Here is a 25,327-nt window from a genome sequence, read left to right as displayed (position 1 = left end):
TCATGTCGGAGGTGACCTGTCGATAATATCATCGACAGCATCCCATCCCGGCACAATTAGTCTTTCGGTTGTACGGACGAATGGTGACTGGAGATCAACCATTTACCGTCTTTGAAAGCATAAGTATAGGTATAACGCGCTTTAGCCTGTGAGTTATCACCAAATGTGAAGGTGTAATTGCCGATATCCAGCGCTTCGTTACAACCAATCTTGATAACGCGGTTATCAATCTTACCCACAGGTTTTTTTGCTAAGAAATGCTCAAAATAGTCAATGCGCTCAGCATCTGTCGTACGTATTTTTCCAGACAGCGTCGGCAATAACACTGCGTCGGTCTCATAATTGGCGTTGACCTTCTTCGCATCCCCAGTCTGTAACGATGCATTCCAGCGATCAAACAAACTGGCGATAGCGCTTTCATCAGTCTTGACACAGGTTTCCGTTGTCGCGGCATAAGCCTGAGATACGGTAACGGCACTGAGGAAACTCAGCGAGAGCAGTACTTTCTTATACATGTCTATCCCTCATCTATCAATTAATGATTACTTTCTCTATCCCTATTGCTGCGAGGCCTCAAAAAGCCTCGCAGATTAACACTATAGTCAATGTGCTCTCGGTTGACCATTTCGCGAGGAAACGATCGACATCAGGAAAAGTGGTTTAACCCTGTCGTATTATTTTCCCGCTTTTTTTTCTTCATCCGGCGATGCGGCTCGCTTTGCATAACGCTGCGCCAGTGTCGCACACACCATCAACTGGATCTGGTGGAAAATCATCAACGGCAACACCATCGCCCCAACGGCGGCGGCAGGAAATAGTACGTTAGCCATCGGAATACCATTGGCCAGACTCTTCTTAGAACCACAGAATACGATGGTGATTTCATCCGGGGTATTGAACCCCAACTTGCGGGCTGCCAGCGTGGTACAAACCAGCACAATCCCCAGCAGCACCAGCGAACAGATAACCACCGCCAGCAGCGACCACCCGTTGATCTGGTGCCAAATCCCCTGCACCACCGCCTCACTGAATGCCACGTACACCACTAACAGAATAGATGAGCGGTCAGTGATATTGATCAGTTTGCGATGACGATCGACCCAGTGGGCAATCAACGGACGGGACAGATGACCAATGACGAACGGCACCATCAGTTGCATGATAATTGAACCGATCGCATGCAGCGTATCAGTTTGCCCACCCTGCGTGTGCATCAGCAAACCAACCAGGATCGGCGACAGGAAAACCCCGAGAATGCTGGATGCTGAGGCGCTGCAAATCGCGGCCGCAACGTTACCGCGAGCCATCGAAGTGAAGGCAATGGCGGATTGCACCGTCGCAGGCAATGCACACAGATACAGGAACCCCAGATACAGTCCGGGGGTTAACACCTGTGGTGACAGGAATGCCATGCCAATCCCCAGTAATGGGAACAGAATAAAGGTACTGGCAAACACCACCAGATGCAGCCGCCAGTGGCCCATACCAGCCGTAATCGCATCACGAGATAGCTTGGCGCCATGCATGAAAAACAGCAGTGCGATGGCGGCAGTGGTCAGGTTTTCGAAAAAAACCTTGGCCGTGCCCTCACACGGGAAAATGGACGCGGTAATAACGACCGCAATTAAAACCAGCAAAAATTTGTCAATTTTCAAGCGTTGTAACCATGCCATAGTGTGTTTGCATCCTCAGACATAAAAAATACAGGCGATCCTAAGATCGCCTGCTTAAACAATGCCCCACTATCAGCAATAAATACCCATAATGCAAGACAGAAACCCGCCTCGCGTTCAGGGATTTACGTCACAAATCATGACGGTTACCGGCTAACTGCTCTTCAGTGTCATCGTTTTTTTCTGTTCGTACGAGGTTAACCCCAGCTCGATCAGCTCCATCACGTTAATCGCCTGTCCGACAGGTACCGGGTTGTCGCCCCGCCCCCGCAGCGCATCACGAATACCGGCATAATAAGATTGATAATGCCCAGGGATGGTCGGCACGGGTTGGTCCGCCAGTACACCATCACGGTGCAGCGTCAGAATACCGTCATGGTTATCCTGCCCCCAGTCATCATGTTCTTGTGGTTTTTCGCCCGCTTTCAAGCGGTCTTCCTGCGGGTCAACACCAAACTTCACATAGCTACCCTGAGTACCATGCACGGTGTAACGGGCGCTGGGTGCCGCCGACAGCATAGAACTGTGCACCACAACACGTCGCTGGGGGTAAATCAACGTCGCGTGGAAGTAATCGGCGGCTTTACTGCCAGGACGGAGCTGCGCCATATCCGCCTGAATCGCCACAGGCAAGCCGAACAACTGCAACACCTGATCAATCAGATGTGGTGCCAGATCGTACCAAATGCCACTCCCTTCGCTGCCGTCTTCACGCCAGCGTTGACGCACTTGCGGACGATAGCGATCAAAATGCGATTCCATATACACCACATCGCCCAGCGCACCTGCTTTTAGCAATTGCTGTAATGTCAGGAAATCACTGTCCCAGCGCCGGTTATGGAATACAGAAAGGAGTTTACCCGCATGTTCTGCCAGTTGGTTCAGCTCACGTGCTTGTGACAGCGTCACGGTAAACGGTTTATCCACCACCACATGCTTACCGGCCAGTAACGCCTGCCGAGCCAGCGGGAAATGGGTGTCATTCGGAGTGGGGATAACAACCAGGTCGATATCGGGATCATTGAACAGCGCCTGCGGCTCGGCCACGACATGCATTGAGGGCCAGTCAGCCTGAACTTTCCCCGCATCGCGGCTCGATACTGCCGCCAGCTTCATTCCTGACGTGGCTGCAATCAGTGGCGCATGAAACGTCTTACTGGCATAACCATAACCTAACAGACCAACACGGATGGTCTCCGTCATATATTTCCCCTCATTGGCGGGCCTGCAGTTAAGGCCCGTTGTCCTAGTGCAATTAGGCGGCGTCCCACCTGCAGCGCACCGCTGGCAGAACACAGCCTAGTATAGCACCGGGGAAAACGATAATTATCGGACAGTGCTGAGATGGCAGCACGGAGATAGAACTGAGAGAGTACGGAGAAAGTATTGAGATAATTGTCATGATAGCACCCCGGCTATAACCTCCTGTGGCAGTCATAGCCGGGGTACGCGGACCGACAATTACGGCCTCTACGGCGTCACAACCCAGGGATGAGGCGGAGCGAGCGATTCACCTCGCCAGGGAGAAACCTCCACCGGTTTTTCTATCAACGGATGATGGATTTCGCTGTTACGCCGCCTGAAATCGCTGGGGCTAACACCTACCCGCTTGCGGAAAACGCGGGAAAAGTAGAGCTGATCGTCATAGCCAACCACACGACCGACAGCAGCGATCGACTCCTGTGTGGTCTGTAACAACAGCTTGGCACGGATGACACGTTGGTCTTCGCGCCAGCGCAGGATGTTCACACCAACCTGTTCACGAAACAGATGGGCCAGCCGCGACGGCGACAGACAAACATGGCGAGCCACCTCATCAATGCGCAGTTCTCCGGCCAGATTACCGGTAATAAACTGGCACGCTTCGATCACGCGCGGGTCCATAATGCGCTGCGGGCTCTGTGGATCTTCCTCCATCGCGCGCAATAACAGGCGTTCTAGCAAGTTCATCGCCAGTTCCTCAGCAAAACGCCGCCCGGAACGGTGGGTCTGCTCAATATTGGCGAATAACTTGTCAAACTCCTGCAACAGCCCAGGATTGGAGAGCGTCAAGCGCCCCACATCACAGCCTTTACTGTGCCACTCCAGCCAGTCGGCCCAGTAGGCACGAGGACGAAAATAGACCCAGCGGTGATACCAACAGTCGCTACCGGGCGCACGGCCATAGTAATGACGCGACCGGGGTGGAAACAGCAGCAGGTCGCCAGGGTTACAGAAAAACGTATCATCGCCATCCAACACCTTCCCCTGACCTTTGATGGTCAGGTTAATGATGTATCCCTTCATACCATCTGGACGATCAATGAAGAAATCCAGCGGTCCACCAGCCAGAATCGGCGTCAGTCCCGCCACCAGATAGGCGTTAAACGCATAACCGGGCAGCAACGGGTTAGGCTGGGACTCATGCGCCATACGGTGATACATGCGGCCTCCTGAAAAGAGATTTTCGTCTCGTTATGGATAGCGCCAGCTCAGGCTGGCGCTATCCGGCTATCACACCGTTTTCTTCGACAATTGTTTGTAGCGGTCAAAGATAACCGCGGCCAGCAGAATCAGACCACGCACCACATATTGAGCAAAGGGCGAAATATTCAACAGGTTCATGGCGTTTTCCACCGTCCCCAGGATAAGCACCCCAGCCACCACATAGGATATCTTGCCGATACCGCCTTTCAGTGACACACCGCCCAGTACGCACGCTGAAATCACAATCAATTCATAACCGATGGACGTCATCGGCTGTCCACTGGTCATACGCGATGCCAGAATGATACCCGCTGCCGCAGAAACCAGCCCGGACAGACCGAAAATGATGATTTTGGTTCGTACCACCGGCACCCCGGCCAGGCGGGCTGCCTCTTCGTTACCGCCAATCGCCAGCGTGTTGCGACCAAAGGTGGTTTTATTGAGCAGCAAACCGAACAACACCATGCAAATGACCGTCAGCCAGATCGGTGCTGGCAATCCCAGCCAGTTGGCATACCCCAGCGTGAAGAAGCGTTCGTCTTCGATACCAACCGCCTTGCCATCAGAAATGATGTACGCCAACCCGCGCACAATCTGCATGGTCGCCAGTGTGGTGATCAGCGCATTGATTTTCAGTCGTGCGATGACAAAACCGTTGAGTAAACCGAACGCCACGCCAAGCAGTAAGCCCGCGGCAACGCCCAGCCACAGACTCTCGCTGATGTTGATCACCACGGCGGTAGTGACACCCGCACAGGCAATCACCGAGGCGACCGACAGGTCAAAATCGCCGGAGGCCAGACAAAACAACATGCCACACGCCACCATGCCCGACATGGAAATCGCCAACCCCAGTCCTTTCATGTTGACGAAGGTAGCGAAATTAGGCACGAACAGCGTGCAGGCCAGAAACAGTGCGGCAAACACAACCAGCATGCCGTAATTATCCCAGATACGGGACAGGCTGAAGCCATGAGATTTACCGGCATGAGAAGGGGAACTAACCGTAGACATTCATCAACTCCTTGGCGGTCAGGCAACCGCGGGTTCAGTAGCAGTCGTTTTTAACATCGCCAGACTCAGGACCTGCTGCTCGCTGGCTTCGTCGTGCAGCAATTCGCCGGAAATGGCACCTTCGCGCATCACCACGATGCGGTCCGCCAGCCCCAGCACTTCGGGCAGGTCGCTGGACGCAAACAACACGGCAATACCCTGCCGGGCCAGCTCATAAATCACGTGGTAAATCTCATGCTTGGCACCGACGTCAATGCCTCGGGTCGGTTCATCCAGCATGATCACTTTCATTTCCTCTGACAGCCAGCGCCCGAGGATCGCCTTCTGCTGATTACCACCGGACAGGTTCATGATCAGTTGCTCTGGCGATGGTGTTTTGATATTCAGCGCCTGAATGTGGTGATCGGCGTTTTCCTCCTCCCAGGCTTCATTGATGATGAAACCGTTTTTGATGTGTTTGCGACGGGCGCTGATATTGATGTTATCTCGCACCGAGTGCACTGGAATGATACCGTCAGCTTTACGGTCCTCCGGGCACAACATCAGCCCGCTACGAATCGCATCACCGGGGGTTCTGGCACGCAGTGGTTGCCCATCCAGCCGCACCTCGCCGCTGGTAATACCGGTCGCGCCGAACAGCGCCTTCATCAGTTCACTACGCCCGGCGCCCACCAACCCGAACAGGCCGACAATTTCGCCGCTGCGTACTGATAACGACACCGGTGATTTCACCCCAACAGCTTTGACGTCGTGCAGTTCCAGCCGCGGTTCGCCATGTGGACGTGGCTGATAACCGTAAATATCACCCAGATTGCGGCCCACCATGGCTTGCACCAGTTGCGCATGGTCAACCTGCTGCATATCGGAGAAGGTTTTCACGTAGCGTCCATCTTTAAACACGGTGATGGCATCGCTGAGTGCAAAGATCTCCTCCATACGGTGTGAGACGTACAGAATCACCCGCCCTTCACTGCGCAATTCACGGATCACCCGGAAAAGTTGTTCAATCTCACGTGCCGACAACGAGCTGGTGGGTTCGTCAAAGGCGATAATCTTGGCATTGCGTGCCAGCGCCTTAGCGATTTCCACCATCTGCCATTGCCCAATGGACAGGTATTTCAACGGCGTGTCCGGGTCGATATCCAATCCAAGGTGTTCCAGTTGTAAACCGGCCTCGTAACGCAGTAGCGATTGGTTTACCAACCCGCCTTTATGCGGCAACTGCCCCAGATAGATGTTTTCCGCTACCGTCATTTCCGGCACCAGATGCAGTTCCTGATAGATGATCGCCACACCGGCATTCAGCGCGTCCATCGTGTTGGTAAAGCGCACTGGCTGCCCTTTAATATGGATTTCTCCCTGCGACGGCGTGTAATTGCCGCTCAAAATTTTCAGCAAGGTGGATTTCCCCGCGCCGTTTTCTCCCATCAACGCGTGGATTTGCCCGGCATGACAGTCAAAACTGATGTCATCCAGTGCCTTGACGCCGGGAAACACTTTGCCGATCCCCCGGAAGGATAAATAAGGTGACTGTACGGTCATTTCAGCATCCTCAATGGTCTGCGCCGTCTGATGACGGCGCGGCCAGTGTTTTGCCCGCGCGGCTACCAGCACAGGCGGGCAAAGGTCATCACATCAAGCCTTTTTTCTGCAGTTCAGTTTTAAAGTTATCGCGGGTAATCAGCACCACATCCGTCACCTCGGTGAATTTCTGCGGTTCAACGCCTTTTGTTACCCAGTCATGCAGCATCTGGATGCTCTTGTAGCCATGTACGTCCGGGCTTGGCAGCAGTGAGCCGTAGAAACCGGTCGGTTGTGCTTTGGACAGTTCGCTGACCGCATCTACTCCATTGATACCGATACCGATAACACTAGCGGCCTTGAATCCCTGCCCTTCGGTCGCACGCACACCACCCAGTACGGTGTTGTCGTTCATACCGACGATCAGCCAGTTCTTCACGTTAGGGTGTTGCACCAGAAGCGAGTTAGCGGCATCAAATGCGCCGGGGATATCGTTAGACTTGGTTGGAACCTGATAGATCTGTTTTTCCGGGAATCCAGCGGCTTTCAGTGCCTCCATCGATCCCGACGTGCGGCGGCGAGCGGTATCCAGCTCATTGGCGGTGATCGCCATCACCGCAGTGTCTTGCAGTTTCCAGCCACGTTTCTGCATCTCTTTCCATAATTCCTGGCCCTGACGTTCGCCAATCTTGGTGGCGGCCATCATCACCAGCGGTACGGTGTCCATCGGTTGCCCTTTGGCATTCACAAACTGGTCATCTACGGCAATCACTTTCAGGTTATAGCTGCGCGCTTTGGCAACGATAGCTGACCCCAGTTTCGGATCAGGTGTACAGATAACGAAACCTTTGGCACCGCTGGCAGCGAGACTGTCGATAGCATTGAGGGTTTTCTCGCCATCGGGTACGGCTATCTTGATAACGTCAAATCCCAGGTCTTTACCGGCTTTGTCGGCGAACCGCCATTCAGTCTGGAACCAGGGCTCTTCCGGTTGTTTAACCAGAAAGCCCAGCTTCATATTTTCTGCGATAGCCGATTGTGACATAACCGCAGCCAGGCCAATCGCCGCCAGAACCTTAGTGAATTTATGCATGGTTTTCTCCGCTCATTGTTATCTTTACCACGATGGCAACCGGAGGTGCCATCACGTATGTAAACGCTCTCAGTAAAATGCTTTTTTCTGGAACAATGGAAAAACAATAAGTTATTGTGATTCCATCCTCCGTTTACCTTCAGACGCGTAAGTTGTAGCGGGTATTTTCACCACGAAGAGAGAGCGCAATCACATTCAGAAACTACAGCTGATTCGTGCATAGATTCAGCAAATTTAACCTGCCATTAACTTATGACCGCCATCACAAAACCCCTGAGCGTGGCAGAAAAGTACATACTTCCAGCTAATGACTCCTCACGGCGTTAAATCGGCCTGTCTATCGTAAACAGCGTGATCCCTACGATTAACAGGAGCAGCAACGATGAGTGCGGGCGCCATTACTCTTGGTCTTGATTTTGGCAGCGATTCTGTCCGTGCGCTGGCGGTGGATTGCCACAGCGGGCAGGAATTGGAAACAGAAGTGGTCTACTATCCGCGCTGGCGTCAGGGACAATATTGTCACCCCGCCAGCAACCAGTTTCGCCACCATCCATTGGATTACATCGAATCACTGGAATTAGCGATTCGGACTGTGGTCGCACGATTGACTCCCGAACAGCGCCAGCAGATAAGCGGCATTGGCGTCGATTCCACCGGTTCAACGCCTGCGCCAATCGATGAACAAGGCAACGTGCTGGCGCTACGTCCGGAGTTTGCGGATAACCCCAACGCCATGTTTGTGCTATGGAAAGATCACACCGCTATTGATGAAGCTGAAGCCATCAACCAGCTATGCCGCAGCGGCCAATTCCCGGATTACACCCGCTACATCGGTGGCGTGTATTCATCAGAATGGTTCTGGGCCAAAATTCTCCATATCACCCGTCAGGATGCGGCAGTACGTCAGGCGGCGGTCTCCTGGATAGAACTGTGTGACTGGGTACCCGCCCTGCTCTCCGGCACCACAGCGCCGGGCGCAATTCGTCGCGGCCGTTGCAGCGCCGGGCACAAATCACTGTGGCACCCGGATTGGGGTGGCCTGCCGCCAAAAGATTTCTTACAGGCGCTCGATCCCTGCCTGACAGAAAAACTGCACTACCCACTCTTTACCGAGACCTGGACGGCTGATCACCCGGTCGGCATGCTGACGCCACAATGGGCACAGCGATTAGGTTTGCCTGACAATGTCGTGATATCCGGCGGTGCTTTCGATTGTCACATGGGTGCAGTCGGTGCAGGGGCTAAGCCCTACACGCTGGTTAAGGTTATCGGTACCTCAACCTGTGACATTCTGATAGCAGACGCGGATCGTGTTGGCGACAAAACGATCGCCGGGATCTGTGGTCAGGTGGATGGCAGCGTCGTTCCCGGTTATATCGGTCTGGAAGCGGGTCAATCCGCCTTCGGCGATATGTACGCCTGGTTTGGCCGTGTGCTCGGCTGGCCACTGCAACTGGCCGCCAGCGAACACCCCGAGTGGCAATCACAATTGGATCAACTGCAATCCAGCCTGTTGACTCAACTGACGCAAGCCTGGGCCGATTCCCCCTCACTCGACCACCTGCCGGTGGTGCTCGACTGGTTTAATGGCCGTCGCACACCGTTTGCCAACCAGCGGCTCAAAGGCGTGATTGCTGACCTCAATCTCGGTACCGACGCCCCGGCGCTGTTTGGTGGATTGATTGCCGCCACCGCGTTTGGCGCACGCGCCATCATGGCGTGCTTCGAATCTCAGCAGATCCCGGTGGAAAACCTGCTGGCGCTCGGCGGGATAGCCCGTAAATCCGCCACCATCATGCAAGTGTGTACCGACGTGATGAATCGCCCGATGCAAATCGTGGCCTCGGACCAATGCTGCGCGCTGGGTGCGGCTATCTTCGCCGCCGTCGCTGCCGGAGCACATCCGGATATTCCTTCTGCGCAACAGCACATGGCCTGTGGAATCGAACGCACGTTGATGCCAGACCCTGAGCGTGTCGCCCGCTATCAACGGCTCTACGAACGTTATCAGCAGTGGTGTCGGCTGGCGGAACCCGCCTACAGCCCCCACGCCGGGGCAGACCATTGAGTGTTTGCCGAACATCACTTTTACATCCCTTTGGGAACCCAAACAGGAGTCATCATGGAACAATTTAAGCCGCTCGAAGTCTGGTTTGTGATTGGCAGTCAGCATCTGTACGGCCCGGAAGCACTGCGTCAGGTAAAAGAGAATGCCGAAAAAGTGGTGAATGGCCTTAATCGTGACGCCAATCTGCCAGTGCGGCTGGTACTCAAACCGCTGGTCAAAACACCGGATGAAATTACCGCGCTGTGCCGCGATGCCAATTATCAGGACAACTGCATCGGCTTACTGACCTGGCTGCATACCTTCTCACCCGCCAAAATGTGGATTGGTGGCCTGAGCATCCTGAATAAGCCGTTGTTGCAGTTCCATACCCAGTTCAATGCCGATATTCCATGGGACAGTATGGACATGGACTTTATGAACCTGAACCAGACGGCCCACGGTGGGCGTGAGTTTGGGTTTATCGGCGCACGCATGCGTCAGGCCCATCAGGTGGTGGTCGGTCACTGGCAGGATCGCCATGCCCATGAACGCATTGCCAAATGGATGCGCGTTGCTGCCGCGTTGCAGGAAAGCCGCCAGCTCAAAGTGGCACGATTTGGCGACAACATGCGGGAAGTGGCGGTCACCGAAGGTGATAAAGTCGGTGCGCAAATTCAGTTCGGCTACGCCGTCAGCGCCTGGGGATTGGGAGATCTGGTCGGTGTGGTGGACGATATCGGCCAGAGCGATGTGGAAGCGCTGATTGAAGAGTACGAAGCAACCTATACGCTCAGCGACGCGGTCAAACTGCACGGCCCCAAACGGCAGAATTTGCTGGATGCCGCTCGCATCGAACTCGGTCTGAAGCGTTTTCTCGATCAGGGCAACTTTAAAGCCTTTACCACCAACTTTGAAAACCTCTACGGCCTGAAGCAACTCCCCGGCATAGCGGTACAACGCTTGATGCAACAGGGGTATGGTTTTGGCGCTGAAGGCGACTGGAAGACAGCCGCACTGCTGCGTGTCATGAAGGTGATGGCGCAAGGTTTACCCGGTGGTACCTCCTTCATGGAGGATTACACCTACCATTTTGCACCCGGTAACAATCTGGTGTTGGGTGCACACATGCTGGAAGTCTGTCCGAGCATTGCCAGCGAAGCCAAACCACTGGTGGATGCGCAATACCTCGGGATCGGCGGTAAGGCGGATCCAGTACGGTTGATCTTCTCCGCCCCGGCCGGATCAGCACTGAATGTCAGCATGATCGATCTGGGTGATCGTTTCCGCTTGCTGGTGAATCAGGTCGATGCCGTCGCGCAGCCGCACCCATTACCGAAACTGCCGGTTGCCCGCGCACTGTGGCAGGCTCAGCCATCACTGGAAACCGCGGCCGAAGCCTGGATTCTGGCCGGTGGCGCACACCATACTGTCTTCACGCAGTCGCTTGATCTGGATTATTTACGGTTGTACGCCGACCTGCATAACATCGAGTTGACGGTGATCGACCAGCACACTACCCTGCCTGCTTTCAAAGACGGGCTGCGTTGGAACGACCTGTATTACAAGCTGTGCGGACATCGGGCCTAATCCCCCCAACCGCTCGCCGGTCAGTAACACGGTAAACAGACAACGCTGTAAACAACAAAGCCGACACCATGTGTCGGCTTTGTTTATTTTATAGATCAGTTAATTACCCCTAAACGCAGCCAGTGACGGCCGCTATTTTGTCAATGTCACGACGTCGTACATAAAGGTGCCGCCATTGAGTGTAAACGTAATGGTGTTGGTACCGTCGCGTAGTAAACCACTGTCGATAGGAATACGCTCGTAGTGATATTTACCGCTGTTAAGCGCCCCGCGGTACACGGATTTGTCATTGTCATACTGAATATCTTTGACTTTAGTGCCGTTGACCAACACCGATAACGACGGCGTCGTCGGGTTAGTCATTCCCCGGTTACTGGCGGCGGCAAACGCCACATTCAGCACCCGACCACTGCCATCGGCACGATCGATATAATTCACATTCCAGCTACCGGGATTGGTCTGGGCGTAATACCAATCCTGTGCCGGGCTCGACTCGCCGATGGTATACGTCAGATTGGCCGGAACATCATTCTGCCAGTGATAATTACGCAGTTGGTCGCCAAACCGGAATTCCGACGCCAGCCGATCACTCTGGCCAATAGCCCACACCACCGGTGCCGCTTGAGCTAACTGGATAGCGGGTATTGGCGTATTACCGGTGACATTCACAACATCGCTGTAGAGCACGCCCGGTCTGCTGCCACCATTGGCGTAAATCGTCAGGGTATATTTCCCTTTGCGCACCTTATCAAAGCGAAAATTTCCCTGACTGTCGGTATTAGTAGTGAAGGCATAGCCTAAGGTCTGTACATCTGATGCTTCATTGAGTGAAGACGATAGTGTCACGTTCAACGGGACGGTGGTATTCACGCTACCGGTTACGCTGGCGCGATCCACCGGGAAACGACTGTCGTTCACCCAATTATATGGCCATGAGGCGATTTCCTGCCGACTACGCGCCAGCGCGTCACTGTACATCTGCTCATCAGTACCCGCGTTCACATACAACAACCAGGGGCCATACAGCTTTTGCCAGCCAGGCGGGGCTATCAAGTCCGGCGTACCGAAATGCGACCCCGTCATATACATGATCGCCAGCCCGTCCTGATGCACCATCAAATCCTGCTTGGTGTCGTCACCCGACATATATTCAGTACTACCAGGGACTATCCAGGCACCGATATTGTTGCCGTATACGCCCCAGACCGGGGTTTTGCGCATATAACCGGCGAAGTCGTATTTGGAGTAATAACTACCATCCGGTAATTTCCAGGTTTCATCCTGAATCTTCTCAAAGTTATTGAGCTGGGAGTAGAGATAGGGCTTGGTGGTACGAATACCATTGGAGATATGATCAAGCAGAAAAGGATTAAACCGGTACACCCCGCGTAATTCGCTCACCGTGAGATTGGATGACGTATCATTTCGTGCCACGGCATAGCTATAAATCCCACTGACACCACGTCGGACGATAAAGTGGTATTCCAGACTCAATGCGCTGGTTTCATTATCGATATAAGCAATATGTACAATGTCTTTCGTGTTTTCAATCACAGAAATCTGCTGTGGTTTAAACTTCAGAAATGCGCCTGAATAATAATCCAGATAACCGGTACTGCTTTTACCCAGCGCGTTCACCTGGCTATTGGCTTTATCGATAAGATTTTGACTGCCGTTTGACAGAGTGCCGATACTGCCATCGCTGCCAATCGCGACGGAAACCAGTCCGTTATCTATTTGTGCTTTCATGCCAGAAAGCCCCACGCTGACATCAGACGGTGATGCCGCCTGTGCCAGAGAGGAAGCCAGTATGCTGATTGCGATAAGCATTTTTCTGCTTTGCATAGACCATTTCCCTTTTCTCTACGTCATCGACATGACCCGACATCGACGGAAAGAAACTGATTGGACGTCATGACCAACGCTCCTTCGTCAACATGCGGATTCCCCCGCGCTTTCACCACCTGTGCGGAGTTCCATTCTGTGCAACCGATGATATCCCTACCTTTTTGCTATTGCCCTGACAGTCAGGATGGTGGCAAAGAAACGAAGATATGCCTGACCACTTTCGCATTTTCAGGTTACGGCGTGCTGACCATTCTGTCGCCCCCTGGCACACTGACCTTTTACGATGCCCAGAACACGCTGCCGACTCTCCCGTAAAGCACGCTATTTCCCCTGAAACACAAGATATAACGCCGCTGTTCACAGCAGTGTTTTCTTCTACAATCCGAATGTCGGCAGGTATAGAAAACCAGTGAAAGCACTATTCATCCTTTTATTTATCAGTCGCAAGCGCATTACTCGCGGTTTTACGAAATGACGTGTTAATTAAATCCGCAACGACGCATTGATTCTTGATGTCGTCTTCTGATGAATATTTTATTAACCATAATGCGTGCCACCACTGGACATAAATATTATGGCGAATATACTGAATCCCCTAAAATCACTACTATTGATAATTTTGCGCAAATGAGCGTTTACGAATATTTGTTAAAGTTCAGAAAAGTGAATTCACCAGAAAGTCTTGAGAAATTATTTGATCACCTAAATTATTCTCTGACTGATGATCATGAGATTATTAATATGTACCGTGCCGCTGACCATCGTCGGGCGGAATTAGCATCGGGCGGAAAGCTGTTTGATATTGGCCAGGTGCCGAAATCTGTCTGGCATTTTGTGGTCTGACATTTTATGGTTTGACATTTTATAGCCTGAACGCTTTGTGGTCTGGGAGGTATGCCAACCTCACAGACTGCATGGATAGCCCTGCCCACAGGGTAACCAGTGCTCGCCCCCCACGCACGGCTCAGTGGATTTCCGCACCGTTTTATATTTTCTTACTATTTATACCCAAAACAATTCGGGGTGCACTTCAACACACTTGCGTGTTGAACAACGCCATACGTTGGCCCTGTAGGGCAAGGCTCATAAGCAGTATTAATCACGCTATCCTGCAACGTAACCGATGGCGGCTGACGCCTGTTAGCTTATCTTTTCCCCGCCTGCCCAAGCGATTGCTGAATAACCCCACAGAGGGTAAGTTGCCGAACGCCTGACAATACCCGATAATACGCCGGTTTTATTGTGTAGGCACTGTAATGAGCGAATATGTATTACTGTTTGTTGGCACGATTCTGGTCAACAACTTCGTACTGGTGAAATTCCTGGGTCTATGCCCATTCATGGGTGTGTCCAAAAAGCTGGAAGCCGCTATTGGCATGGGGTTTGCCACCACCTTTGTGATGACGATAGGGTCGGTATTTTCCTGGCTGGTCAACACCTATGTCTTGCTGCCGCTGAACCTGCTCTACCTGCGCACGCTGGCTTTCATTCTGGTGTTTGCCGTCGTAGTGCAATTCACCGAACTGGCGGTGCGAAAAACCAGCCCGGCGCTCTACCGCTTACTGGGTATCTTTCTGCCGCTGATCACCACCAACTGCGCCGTCCTTGGGGTGGCATTGTTAAGCGTCAATCAGTCGCACAATTTCCTGCAATCAACCATTTATGGTTTCAGTGCTGCCGTCGGCTTTTCACTGGTACTGGTGTTGTTTGCGGCACTGCGTGAACGCCTTGCCGTCGCCGATGTACCGGCACCGTTTCGCGGGTCATCAATAGCACTGGTGACTGCTGGGCTGATGTCGCTGGCCTTTATGGGCTTTACCGGGTTGGTGAAACTGTGATGAACACGATCGGAATGGCTATTGTCGCTCTCAGCGCGCTGGCGATAGTGTCCGGGCTTATTCTGGGATTCGCCTCCCGACGCTTTCGTGTGGAAGCGGATCCGGTGGTAGAACATCTGGAAGCAATGCTGCCACAGAGTCAGTGTGGTCAGTGTGGCTATCCAGGTTGCCGACCTTATGCCGAAGCGATCGCCCTCAATGGCGAGCTCATCAACAAATGCGTGCCGGGCGGAGAGCCGCTCATGCTTAAACTGGCGGAGCGCCTGAATATTGAGCCGCAGCCGCTGGATGCCGATACGCCGCAAAAGCCGGAACCGCAGGTCGCCTGGATAGACGAAGCAAACTGCATCGGTTGTACCAAATGTATTCAGGCCTGCCCGGTCGACGCCATTATCGGTTCCACGCGTGCCGTTCATACCGTCATCCGTGATCTGTGCACCGGTTGCAACCTGTGTGTGGCCCCCTGCCCGACGGATTGTATTGACTTAAGACCTTTAGCGCCGACAACCGCCAACTGGAAATGGAATCTCGACACCATTCCGGTGCGAGTCATCCAGGCGGAAAACCGTGTGATCGAAAACCATGTTTAAGCTGTTCGCCGCCTTTAGAAAAGACAGAATCTGGGATTTTGCGGGCGGGATTCACCCTCCGGAAATGAAAACCCAATCCAGTCAGATACCGCTGCGCCAGGTTCCTATGCCTGACTATCTGATAATCCCGCTCAAGCAACATCTTGGTCCGGAAGGCGACCTGTGCGTCAAAGTCGGTGATCCGGTACTCCGTGGGCAACCGTTGACGCGTGGCTTTGGCCGTATGCTGCCAGTGCATGCGCCAACCTCCGGCACCGTACATGCCATCCGTCAGCATATGAGCAACCATCCCTCCGGGTTGACGGAACTGAGCATCATTATTATCCCAGATGGAGTAGACCGCTGGTGTGAACGCCGTAAGCTGGTCGACTATCGTCAGGCAACAGCATCCGAATTGGTGGAACATCTGCATCAAGCCGGTATCGCCGGGCTGGGTGGCGCAGGTTTCCCCACCGCCGCCAAATTACAGGGCGGCCTGCGCGGCATCGAGACGCTGATCATCAATGCCGCTGAATGCGAGCCCTATATCACCGCCGACGACCGGCTGATGCAAGAGTGCGCACAGGAAATTGCACAAGGGGTCGATATTCTTGACCACCTGCTACAACCTCAACGTATCCTGCTGGGTATTGAAGACAACAAGCCGGAAGCCATTACGGCGCTGCGTGTTGCACTGGTGGATTACCCACGCATTCAAATGCGCGTCATTCCCACCAAATACCCCTCTGGCGGGGCCAAACAGCTAACCCGCATTCTGACGGGCAAAGAAGTGCCATTCGGCAAGCATTCAGCGTCTATTGGCGTGCTGATGCAAAACGTCGGCACCGCCTATGCTATCAAACGCGCCGTTATTGATGGCGAACCCTTAACCGAACGTGTCGTCACCCTCACCGGTGATGCGTTACGCCAACCGGGTAACGTCTGGGCGCGGCTGGGGACGCCGGTACGTCATTTGCTGCGCCATGCCGGTTATCACGTCACCACGACCCAACCGATGGTCATTATGGGCGGGCCGCTGATGGGGTTCACTCTGCCAGCACTGGACGTGCCGATCATCAAGACCAGTAACTGTATTCTGGCCCCTGCCCGCGATGAAATTCAGCCGCCGGAAGAAGAGCAGGCCTGTATTCGTTGCGGCAAGTGCGCCGATGCCTGTCCGGCAGGGCTGCTACCGCAGCAACTCTACTGGTTTAGCCGGGGACAAGAACACGAAAAAGCGCGCCAGCACCACCTGTTCGACTGTATCGAATGCGGTGCCTGCGCCTATGTTTGCCCCAGCAATATCCCGCTGGTGCAATATTACCGCCAGGAAAAAGCCGAGATTCAGGCGCTGGATCAGGAATCCCGCAAAGCCGCTGAAGCGAAAGCGCGTTTTGATGCACGTCAGGCTCGGTTGGAGCGCGAAAAACGCTCGCGTGAAGAACGACATAAACAGGCCGCCGCCAGTGTCGCAGCTACCGATAAAAGCGCCGTGATGGCCGCGCTGGAAAGAGTGCGGAATAAACAGGCCACCGCCGTGAAACCCGACATCCGCATTGAACCAGGACAGTTGCCGGATAACAGTACCGTTATTGCTGCCCGCGAGGCGCGCAAAGCGCAACTACGTGAACGGCAGGCGGAAAAAGCACTGGATACCACGCCCGACGATATCCCCAAAGCCGCCGATGCGGTAACAAGCGACAAGGCTGACCCGCGTAAAGCGGCGGTCGCGGCAGCCATTGCCCGGGTTAAAGCTCGTAAAACGGGGCTATCTGATAGCACCGGACAGGCTGATAACGCAGAGAGCGTGACAACGTCACCTGAAACACCCCCATTAACGGCAGTCACCGCCCCAGACAGTAGTCTCTCGGCTGCACAGGGCGATGCCACCCAGAATGACAACCTCGACCCGCGCAAAGCCGCCGTCGCCGCCGCTATCGCCCGGGTTAAAGCCCGTAAAGCGGCACTATCTGATAGCACCAGACAGGCCGACAACGCAGAGAACGTGACAACGTCACCTGAAGCATTCCCATTAACAGCAGTCACCGCCCCCGACAGTGATCTCACTGCTGCACCGGGCGATGCCACCCAGAACGACAGCCTCGACCCACGTAAAGCGGCGGTCGCCGCCGCTATTGCCCGGGTTAAAGCACGTAAAGCCGCCGCATTGTCGGCATCGCAAGAGGATTAAATGGCTTTTAGAATCGCACCCTCACCGTTTACCCATAACCGCCAGTCCACTCGCGCGATTATGCGTTGGGTCTTGCTCGCCTGCGTGCCCGGCATCGTAGCGCAAGCATGGTTTTTCGGGTACGGCAACCTGATTCAATTGGCACTCGCCAGCATCACCGCACTTTTTACCGAAGCGGTCATCCTGGCCTTGCGAAAACGCCCGGTGCTGGAAACATTGCTGGACAGCTCCGCACTGTTAACCGCGGTCTTACTGGCTGTCAGCTTGCCCCCTTTTACCCCTTGGTGGATGGTCGTGTTGGGAACAACCTTCGCGATTATCATCGCCAAGCAATTGTATGGCGGACTGGGGCAGAACCCGTTTAACCCCGCGATGATAGGTTATGTGGTTCTGTTGATTTCATTTCCGGTGCAAATGACCAGTTGGCTACCTCCACAGGGATTACAAGCCTCTCCTGTCGATTTTCAGGAGGCGCTGATGGCTATCTTTACCGGCCATGGCACAGCAGGCCAGACTATCCAGCAACTGATCCAGGGTGTCGATGGTATTAGTCAGGCGACACCGCTTGATGCCTTCAAAACCGGCTTGCGCAGCGGCCATCAACCCGATGTGTTGTTGCATCAGCCATTATTCAGCGGTGTATTGGGTGGGTTAGGCTGGCAATGGATTAATCTGGCGTTTCTGGCTGGTGGTCTGTTTATGCTGCTGTTGCGAGTCATTCACTGGCAGATCCCGTTGAGCTTTCTGCTTGCGTTGTCCTTGTGCGCGCTGGCTGGCTGGCATCTTCATCCAGAGATCAGCGCCCCGCCGCTGCTCCATCTGTTTTCCGGTGCCACGATGCTGGGCGCGTTCTTTATCGCGACCGATCCGGTAACGGCGTCGACCACCCCCAAGGGTCGTCTGATATTCGGTGCGCTGATCGGCATACTGGTATGGACGATTCGTACCTATGGTGGTTATCCCGATGGTGTAGCCTTCGCGGTATTACTGGCCAACATTACCGTACCGTTGATTGATTACTTCACCAAACCGCGCGCTTATGGCCATCGTTAAGGACGGATTATGTTGCTGACCACAATGCGTCGCCATGCGACGACACTGGCCTTGTTTGCCGCGTTCACTACCGGCTTGACAGCGCTGGTCAACTATCTGACCGAAAGCACCATTTCACAGCAGGTCACCGCGCAACAGCGCGCCCTGCTTGATCAGGTACTGCCTGCCAATCGGTATAACAACAATCTGCTTAGCGAATGTTATCTGGTGACTGACCCGGTGTTGGGGTCAACCTCGCCACACCGCGTGTATATCGCACGCCACGACGGTACCCCCGTCGCCGCGGCACTGGAAAGTACCGCGCCAGACGGTTATTCCGGCGCAATCCACCTGCTGATTGGCGCAGACTTTCATGGTAACGTGCTGGGAACACGTGTTACCGAACATCACGAAACCCCTGGCCTGGGGGATAAGATCGACATTCGTATTTCCAACTGGATAACCGGTTTTACCGGCCAGACGATAACGGGCCCGCAGGACAGCCGCTGGGCGGTGAAAAAAGACGGCGGCCAGTTTGACCAATTTACCGGTGCCACCATTACCCCGCGAGCGGTGGTGAACGCCGTGAAACGCAGCGTGTTGTTTTTGCAGACCTTGCCGCCGCGTTTATCCAGCCTGACGCCATGTGGAGAGAAACCATGAACCAGACGAAGGAACTGGCCTTGCAGGGATTGTGGAAAAACAATTCTGCACTGGTACAACTGCTGGGGCTCTGCCCACTGCTGGCTGTTACCTCAACGGCCACGAACGCACTCGGACTTGGGCTGGCGACCACTCTGGTACTGGCCTGCACTAATATTGCCGTTTCAGCGTTGCGCCGCTGGGTGCCAGGCGAAATTCGCATTCCGATTTACGTCATGCTTATTGCCTCGGTGGTCACCATCGTGCAAATGCTGATCAATGCTTACGCCTATGGGTTGTATCAGTCGCTGGGCATTTTTATCCCGTTGATCGTGACCAACTGCATCGTGATTGGGCGAGCGGAAGCCTTCGCTTCTAAAAATACGGTGATACTGTCCGCGCTGGATGGGTTGTTCATGGGGCTCGGGGCCACCAGTGCGCTGTTTGTGCTGGGGGCGATACGAGAAATCCTTGGCAACGGTACCTTGTTTGATGGCGCTGACCTGCTGCTGGGCAGTTGGGCACGGGTACTGCGCGTTGAGGTGGTACATATGGATTCGCCATTCCTGTTGATGATTCTGCCACCCGGCGCGTTTATTGGGCTGGGAATGATGCTGGCCGGTAAGTACCTTATCGACGAGAAACGAAAACAGCGCCAGGCCCGTGCGGTACGCCCTGCCGTCATCGGTTCATCACAAACGTTAGCGGAATAACAGAACGCGGGACAACATGAACAAAGAGAAACGGATTGCCATTCTTAGTCGCTTGCGGGACAACAATCCCCATCCGACCACCGAGCTAACATTCAACTCGCCGTTTGAGTTGCTCATTTCGGTACTGCTGTCCGCACAGGCAACCGATGTGAGCGTCAATAAAGCAACAGAAAAACTCTACCCGATCGCGAATACGCCACAGGCTATGCTGGACTTGGGCGTGGAAGGCGTGAAAGCGTATATCAAAACGATCGGGTTATTTAACAGCAAGGCGGAGAACATCATCAAAACCTGCCGCATTCTGCTGGAAAAACATCAGGGTCAGGTGCCGGAAGATCGTGCCGCACTGGAAGCCCTGCCGGGTGTGGGGCGCAAAACCGCCAATGTCGTATTGAATACCGCCTTTGGCTGGCCCACCATCGCAGTCGACACACACATTTTTCGTGTCTGCAATCGTACCCATTTCGCACCGGGCAAAAACGTCGAGCAGGTAGAAGAAAAATTACTGAAATACGTCCCGGCTGAATTTAAAGTCGACTGCCACCACTGGCTGATTCTCCACGGCCGTTATACCTGTGTTGCCCGGAAACCACGTTGTGGCGCATGTCTGATAGAAGACTTGTGCGAATATAAAGAAAAAGTCGATATTTGACCGACAACAGCCGTTTCCTCTCATGATAAGGGCAGGTTTTCACCTGCCCTTGTTGCATTATGTCGCGGCGTAAAAATGGATTGATTATTTCACCGGCAGTGTCACATCCTTGAACATGGCTTCGATTTCTTCATTGGAGCGCAGCGAAATCGCGGAATCGACCACATCCCGCGTCAGGTGCGGTGCAAAACGATGAATAAAATCGTACATGTAGCTGCGCAGAAACGTGCTGCGACGGAACCCGATTTTCGTCGTGCTGTAGCTAAACAGGTTATCGGCGTTGATCGCCACCAAATCCGGATCACTGGCTGGCGTGACTGCCATGTTGGCGATAACGCCAACGCCCAGCCCCAGACGGACATAGGTTTTAATCACATCGGCATCGGTAGCGGTGAACACAATGCGCGGCGTCAACCCGGCCCGATTGAATGCGGTATCGAGTTCTGAACGACCGGTAAAACCAAAGGTATAGGTAACAATCGGGTAAGCGGCCAACTCTTCAATACTGATCTGGGATTTTCCCGCCAATGGATGATCGGGTTTCACAACCACCGCACGGTTCCAGTGATAGCACGGCAGCATGATCAGGTCTTCATATAAATGCAGCGCTTCAGTGGCTATGGCGAAATCCGCCGTACCTTTCGCCACCGCCTCAGCAATTTGCATGGGCGATCCCTGGTGCATGTGCAGCGATACGCGTGGATAACGCTCGATAAATCCTTTAATCACATCGGGCAGAGCATAACGCGCCTGAGTATGAGTCGTTGCCACATACAGCGACCCCTTATCCGGGTAGGTATGCTCACCCGCAACGGCCTTGATGGCATCGACCTTGGACAGGACTTCTCGGGCAATACGAATGATTTCTTGTCCGGCGGGTGTCACTTGCGTTAAATGTTTTCCGCTGCGTGCAAAAATCTGAATACCCAGTTCATCTTCCAGCATCCGAACTTGTTTACTGATCCCTGGCTGGGAGGTATATAACCCCTCGGCCGTGGAGGAAACGTTCAGATTGTGATTAACAACTTCAACGATATAACGAAGCTGTTGCAGTTTCATAAGTTATCCCATTCCGTAATATGTCATGCGCGGCGGCATCTGTATTATTGACGTTATCTGCGTTGACAAGGTGGTGACAGCTCAATGCAACGGTATAGATTCCCGCCATGTGATAAATGCCATTTAATCATAAAAAAATATTTTATATAACCATTTCCCATATCGGTTAGACAGTACTGGTACTGGAAAACGGGTTTTTATTTCCTTTTTTGTTATCGGCTGCCTGCGGATGATATTCATGGTTCATGGATCAAAAAAGCCAGCCTGTGCAGGCTGGCTTAAGGTAATGTAACCGTAACCACTGGGAAAAAATGCGGTTTTAGTCAACTATCGGCACAATTAACGCGAGGCCTCGGCCCATTTACCGTCAACATAGAACGCCGACCATCCCGTTGCCTTTCCTTCTTTTTCAGAAGAGACATACTGTTGTTTGGTCTTACGGCTAAACCGCACCAGCGTTTTATTGCCTTCCGGGTCGGTTACCGGCGCATCAGCCAGATAACGCAGCTTTTCCGGCAGGCGATCACGGAAGCGCACCAGCTCTTCCACCAGTGGCGCACGGGTTTCCCGTGATTTAGGGAACGTATTGGCTGCCAGGAACACACCGGCAGCGCCGTCGCGCAGCACAAAATACGCGTCGGATTTTTCACACGCCAGCTCCGGCAAAGGAACCGGGTCTTCTTTCGGCGGTGCAACTTCACCGTTACGCAGAATTTTACGGGTATTGCCGCAGCTTTCGTTGGTACAGGCCATGTACTTGCCGAAACGCCCCATTTTCAGGTGCATTTCCGAACCACACTTCTCGCACTCAACGACAGGGCCATCATACCCTTTCAGCCGGAATTCGCCGTGTTCAATCTCATAGCCATCGCAGGATGGATTGTTACCGCACACATGCAGCTTACGCTGATTGTCGATGAGATAACTGTCCATCGCCGTACCACATTTCGAACAACGCCGACGAGCACGCAGCGCATTGGTCTCAGCCTCATCACCTTCCAGCACATTCAGTACTTCTGCTTCCGGGATCAGGTTAATGGTAGTTTTGCAGCGCTCTTTCGGCGGCAACGCATAACCAGAACACCCCAAAAACACACCGGTACTGGCGGTTCGAATGCCCATCTGACGACTACACGTCGGGCAATCAATGCTGGTGATCACCATCTGGTTCGGCTTCATCCCACCTTCATCCGGCTCCAACTCGGCGGTTTCCAGTTGCTTGCTGAATTCGGCAAAGAATTCGTCCAGCACCGCTTTCCACTCGGCCTGGCTGTTGGCGACCAGGTCAAGGCTGTTTTCCATACGTGCGGTGAAATCATAATTCATCAACTCGCGGAAGTTATCTTCCAGCCGGTCAGTGACGATTTCCCCCATTTTTTCCGCATAGAAACGACGATTTTCTACCCGAACATAACCACGATCCTGAATCGTAGAAATGATAGCCGCATAGGTAGAAGGACGGCCGATACCGCGCTTTTCCAGTTCCTTAACCAGCGACGCCTCACTGTAACGTGCCGGTGGCTTGGTAAAATGCTGACTTGGCAACAATTTTTCCAACGACAACGCTTGTCCGACTTCAACAACTGGCAACGTCCGGTCTTCATCGCTCTTGCGCAATGCCGGCATCACTTTGGTCCAGCCATCAAAACGCAGGGTACGCCCCTTGGCGCGCAGTTGATAATCTCCGGCACTGACCACCAGTGTCGTGGAGTCGTACTGGGCCGGGGTCATCTGACACGCCACGAACTGCCGCCAAATCAGTTGATACAGTTTTTGTGCATCAGCTTCCATGTCTTTAAGCTGGTCAGCCAGTACCTTGACATCGGAAGGACGGATCGCTTCATGCGCTTCCTGTGAATTTTCCTTGCTGGTGTACAAGTTAGCGGCATCCGGCAGATAGCGTTTACCAAATTCACTCTGGATATAATCACGCGCCATCACCAGCGCATCCTGACTCAGGTTCGTGGAGTCGGTACGCATATAGGTGATGTGACCGGCTTCATACAGTCGCTGCGCCATCATCATGGTTTTTTTCACGCCAAAGCCCAGGCGGGTACTGGCGGCTTGTTGCAGCGTAGACGTAATAAAAGGAGCACCCGGTTTGCTGCTGGTCGGTTTGTCTTCCCGTTCAGCGACCACATAACTGGCTTTTTCCAGCAGGCTGAGCGCCGCCTGTGTCTGTGCCTGATTGACCGGACGGAAGGGTTTACCCTGATGATGCGTTACCTGCATCTGCAATGCCGTCTCGGCATTCGCCAGCAGATCGGCATGTAATTCCCAGTACTCTTCCGGCACAAACGCTTTGATTTCACGCTCGCGCTCGACGACCAGACGCACCGCCACTGACTGCACTCGTCCGGCAGACAATCCGCGGGCAATCTTCTTCCACAGCAGCGGCGACACCATGTACCCCACCACGCGATCCATAAAACGGCGTGCCTGTTGGGCATTAACACGGTTGATATTCAGCTCGCCTGGTTTTTCAAACGCCTGGCGAATGGCATTCTTGGTGATTTCGTTAAACACCACACGGCTAAACCGCTTGTCATCACCACCGATAATCTCCCGCAGGTGCCACGCAATGGCTTCCCCTTCGCGGTCAAGGTCGGTTGCGAGGTAAATGTGGTCAGCATTCTGTGCCAGCGTTTTTAACTCTGAGACCACTTTCTCCTTACCGGGCAGGATCTCATAATGGGCTTGCCAGCCATGGTACGGATCAACGCCCATGCGATTAACCAGCGCGGTTTTTTCATCTTTTTTGACCGCTTTCTTGGCTTTCTCACCACTTTTGGTTTTCTCGGCAGAGCCTTCAGCGCCCTTCTTGCTCGCGGAACCCGAACCACTGGTCGGCAAGTCACGTACATGCCCTACACTGGACTTCACCACGTAGTCATTGCCAAGGTACTTATTAATCGTTTTGGCCTTTGCCGGGGACTCGACGATAACGAGAGCTTTACCCATAATATATTGTTACCTACTGAATTCTTTGAAAAAAGAAAAAACTTTCTCAGTTACTCGCTCTGGCTTTCCAGCCGGCGTAGCCTGAACCATCACGGTTGCGGGAAATCGTTTTTTTAACGCGGCGATGGTGCGCCGCACGCATCCACTGCGCCGCAACCCTATGATCAATCAGGATTATTCTTTACTGCATCGCACTCACCAGCAACCGGCTCTATCCCGGTGTAACGCAACTTTTCCGCCCGACGATGCAAAATCCCACACTCTACCTGATAAATAGCACCACGCAACCTAATTAGCATGTAAAACCTGTTTTCGCCAATCATTGCTCTTGTGTTTATCGGCAATAGAGTGACTAAAAATCAGTCCATTTGCGCTAAATCCCGCTCAAACGTTACAATAGCGCCAGAAAAACTAGGGTTAC

The 25,327-nt window shown here is 53.5% G+C and carries 21 protein-coding genes; 10 read left to right on the top strand and 11 right to left on the bottom strand.

Annotation, left to right across the window (positions count from 1 at the left end; genetic code table 11):
• Positions 1-56: 56 nt before the first annotated feature.
• The 7 genes from FAZ14_RS15815 to FAZ14_RS15785 all read right to left on the bottom strand — a co-directional run bounded on the left by FAZ14_RS15815 (position 57) and on the right by FAZ14_RS15785 (position 7,767).
• Positions 57-515 (bottom strand): SgcJ/EcaC family oxidoreductase, encoded by a 459-nt coding sequence (locus FAZ14_RS15815; RefSeq protein ID WP_016941346.1) that lies wholly within the window; start codon positions 513-515, stop codon positions 57-59.
• A gap of 159 nt (positions 516-674) precedes the next feature.
• Positions 675-1,673, bottom strand: coding sequence for a bile acid:sodium symporter family protein (locus tag FAZ14_RS15810; protein WP_016941345.1), 999 nt, complete (start codon positions 1,671-1,673; stop codon positions 675-677).
• 153 nt (positions 1,674-1,826) lie between these two features.
• Entirely contained in the window at positions 1,827-2,876 is a 1,050-nt protein-coding gene (locus FAZ14_RS15805; RefSeq protein WP_153508854.1) for an oxidoreductase, read from the bottom strand.
• Between the two features lie 267 nt (positions 2,877-3,143).
• On the bottom strand, positions 3,144-4,097 hold the full coding sequence (araC, locus tag FAZ14_RS15800) for an arabinose operon transcriptional regulator AraC (protein WP_016941343.1): 954 nt from the start codon (positions 4,095-4,097) through the stop codon (positions 3,144-3,146).
• Positions 4,098-4,166: 69 nt separating this feature from the next.
• On the bottom strand, positions 4,167-5,153 hold the full coding sequence (gene araH / locus FAZ14_RS15795; RefSeq protein ID WP_016941342.1) for an L-arabinose ABC transporter permease AraH: 987 nt from the start codon (positions 5,151-5,153) through the stop codon (positions 4,167-4,169).
• An 18-nt stretch (positions 5,154-5,171) separates the two neighbouring features.
• Complete coding sequence (gene araG / locus FAZ14_RS15790; RefSeq protein ID WP_029456339.1) at positions 5,172-6,695, bottom strand: L-arabinose ABC transporter ATP-binding protein AraG; 1,524 nt, start codon at positions 6,693-6,695, stop codon at positions 5,172-5,174.
• 88 nt (positions 6,696-6,783) lie between these two features.
• A complete protein-coding gene (locus FAZ14_RS15785) occupies positions 6,784-7,767 on the bottom strand; it encodes an arabinose ABC transporter substrate-binding protein (RefSeq protein WP_016941340.1) in 984 nt (327 codons plus the stop codon).
• Positions 7,768-8,149: 382 nt separating this feature from the next.
• Here FAZ14_RS15785 and FAZ14_RS15780 point away from each other — a divergent pair, with 382 nt between their 5' ends.
• A complete protein-coding gene (locus tag FAZ14_RS15780; protein WP_016941339.1) occupies positions 8,150-9,835 on the top strand; it encodes a ribulokinase in 1,686 nt (561 codons plus the stop codon).
• Between the two features lie 54 nt (positions 9,836-9,889).
• Positions 9,890-11,401, top strand: a complete 1,512-nt coding sequence (araA, locus tag FAZ14_RS15775; RefSeq protein ID WP_016941338.1) for an L-arabinose isomerase — start codon at positions 9,890-9,892, stop codon at positions 11,399-11,401.
• A 132-nt stretch (positions 11,402-11,533) separates the two neighbouring features.
• Here araA and FAZ14_RS15770 read toward each other — a convergent pair whose 3' ends face one another.
• A complete protein-coding gene (locus tag FAZ14_RS15770) occupies positions 11,534-13,246 on the bottom strand; it encodes a polysaccharide lyase family protein (protein WP_016941337.1) in 1,713 nt (570 codons plus the stop codon).
• A gap of 630 nt (positions 13,247-13,876) precedes the next feature.
• Here FAZ14_RS15770 and ydgT point away from each other — a divergent pair.
• The 8 genes from ydgT to nth all read left to right on the top strand — a co-directional run bounded on the left by ydgT (position 13,877) and on the right by nth (position 20,886).
• Complete coding sequence (gene ydgT / locus FAZ14_RS15765) at positions 13,877-14,092, top strand: transcription modulator YdgT (RefSeq protein WP_029456338.1); 216 nt, start codon at positions 13,877-13,879, stop codon at positions 14,090-14,092.
• Positions 14,093-14,505: 413 nt separating this feature from the next.
• Positions 14,506-15,087, top strand: a complete 582-nt coding sequence (gene rsxA, locus FAZ14_RS15760) for an electron transport complex subunit RsxA (protein WP_012884771.1) — start codon at positions 14,506-14,508, stop codon at positions 15,085-15,087.
• Positions 15,087-15,677: an electron transport complex subunit RsxB gene (gene rsxB / locus FAZ14_RS15755; protein WP_016941335.1), complete on the top strand. Its 591-nt coding sequence runs from the start codon at positions 15,087-15,089 to the stop codon at positions 15,675-15,677. Before rsxA ends, rsxB begins: the two co-directional genes overlap by 1 nt.
• Positions 15,670-17,847, top strand: a complete 2,178-nt coding sequence (gene rsxC, locus FAZ14_RS15750) for an electron transport complex subunit RsxC (protein ID WP_153508853.1) — start codon at positions 15,670-15,672, stop codon at positions 17,845-17,847. The genes rsxB and rsxC overlap by 8 nt, the downstream gene beginning before the upstream one ends.
• Positions 17,848-18,900, top strand: a complete 1,053-nt coding sequence (gene rsxD / locus FAZ14_RS15745; RefSeq protein ID WP_016941333.1) for an electron transport complex subunit RsxD — start codon at positions 17,848-17,850, stop codon at positions 18,898-18,900.
• A gap of 12 nt (positions 18,901-18,912) precedes the next feature.
• On the top strand, positions 18,913-19,542 hold the full coding sequence (rsxG, locus tag FAZ14_RS15740) for an electron transport complex subunit RsxG (protein ID WP_029456337.1): 630 nt from the start codon (positions 18,913-18,915) through the stop codon (positions 19,540-19,542).
• Positions 19,539-20,234 carry an electron transport complex subunit E gene (locus tag FAZ14_RS15735; protein ID WP_016941331.1) on the top strand — a complete coding sequence of 232 codons (696 nt, stop codon included), beginning with the start codon at positions 19,539-19,541 and terminating at the stop codon, positions 20,232-20,234. Before rsxG ends, FAZ14_RS15735 begins: the two co-directional genes overlap by 4 nt.
• A gap of 16 nt (positions 20,235-20,250) precedes the next feature.
• Entirely contained in the window at positions 20,251-20,886 is a 636-nt protein-coding gene (nth, locus tag FAZ14_RS15730) for an endonuclease III (RefSeq protein ID WP_016941330.1), read from the top strand.
• An 84-nt stretch (positions 20,887-20,970) separates the two neighbouring features.
• On the opposite strand, the gene cysB is transcribed toward nth, so the two are convergent.
• The 3 genes from cysB to FAZ14_RS20400 all read right to left on the bottom strand — a co-directional run bounded on the left by cysB (position 20,971) and on the right by FAZ14_RS20400 (position 25,205).
• Positions 20,971-21,945 carry an HTH-type transcriptional regulator CysB gene (gene cysB / locus FAZ14_RS15725; RefSeq protein ID WP_016941329.1) on the bottom strand — a complete coding sequence of 325 codons (975 nt, stop codon included), beginning with the start codon at positions 21,943-21,945 and terminating at the stop codon, positions 20,971-20,973.
• A gap of 339 nt (positions 21,946-22,284) precedes the next feature.
• Positions 22,285-24,906, bottom strand: a complete 2,622-nt coding sequence (topA, locus tag FAZ14_RS15720; protein ID WP_038925913.1) for a type I DNA topoisomerase — start codon at positions 24,904-24,906, stop codon at positions 22,285-22,287.
• A 164-nt stretch (positions 24,907-25,070) separates the two neighbouring features.
• Positions 25,071-25,205: a hypothetical protein gene (locus FAZ14_RS20400; protein WP_268906971.1), complete on the bottom strand. Its 135-nt coding sequence runs from the start codon at positions 25,203-25,205 to the stop codon at positions 25,071-25,073.
• Positions 25,206-25,327 lie beyond the last annotated feature (122 nt).

Origin of the sequence: Dickeya oryzae, from assembly GCF_009372235.1 — a bacterium.
GTDB classification, from domain to species: domain Bacteria; phylum Pseudomonadota; class Gammaproteobacteria; order Enterobacterales; family Enterobacteriaceae; genus Dickeya; species Dickeya oryzae.
This window is presented reverse-complemented; position numbering and strand designations above follow the sequence as displayed.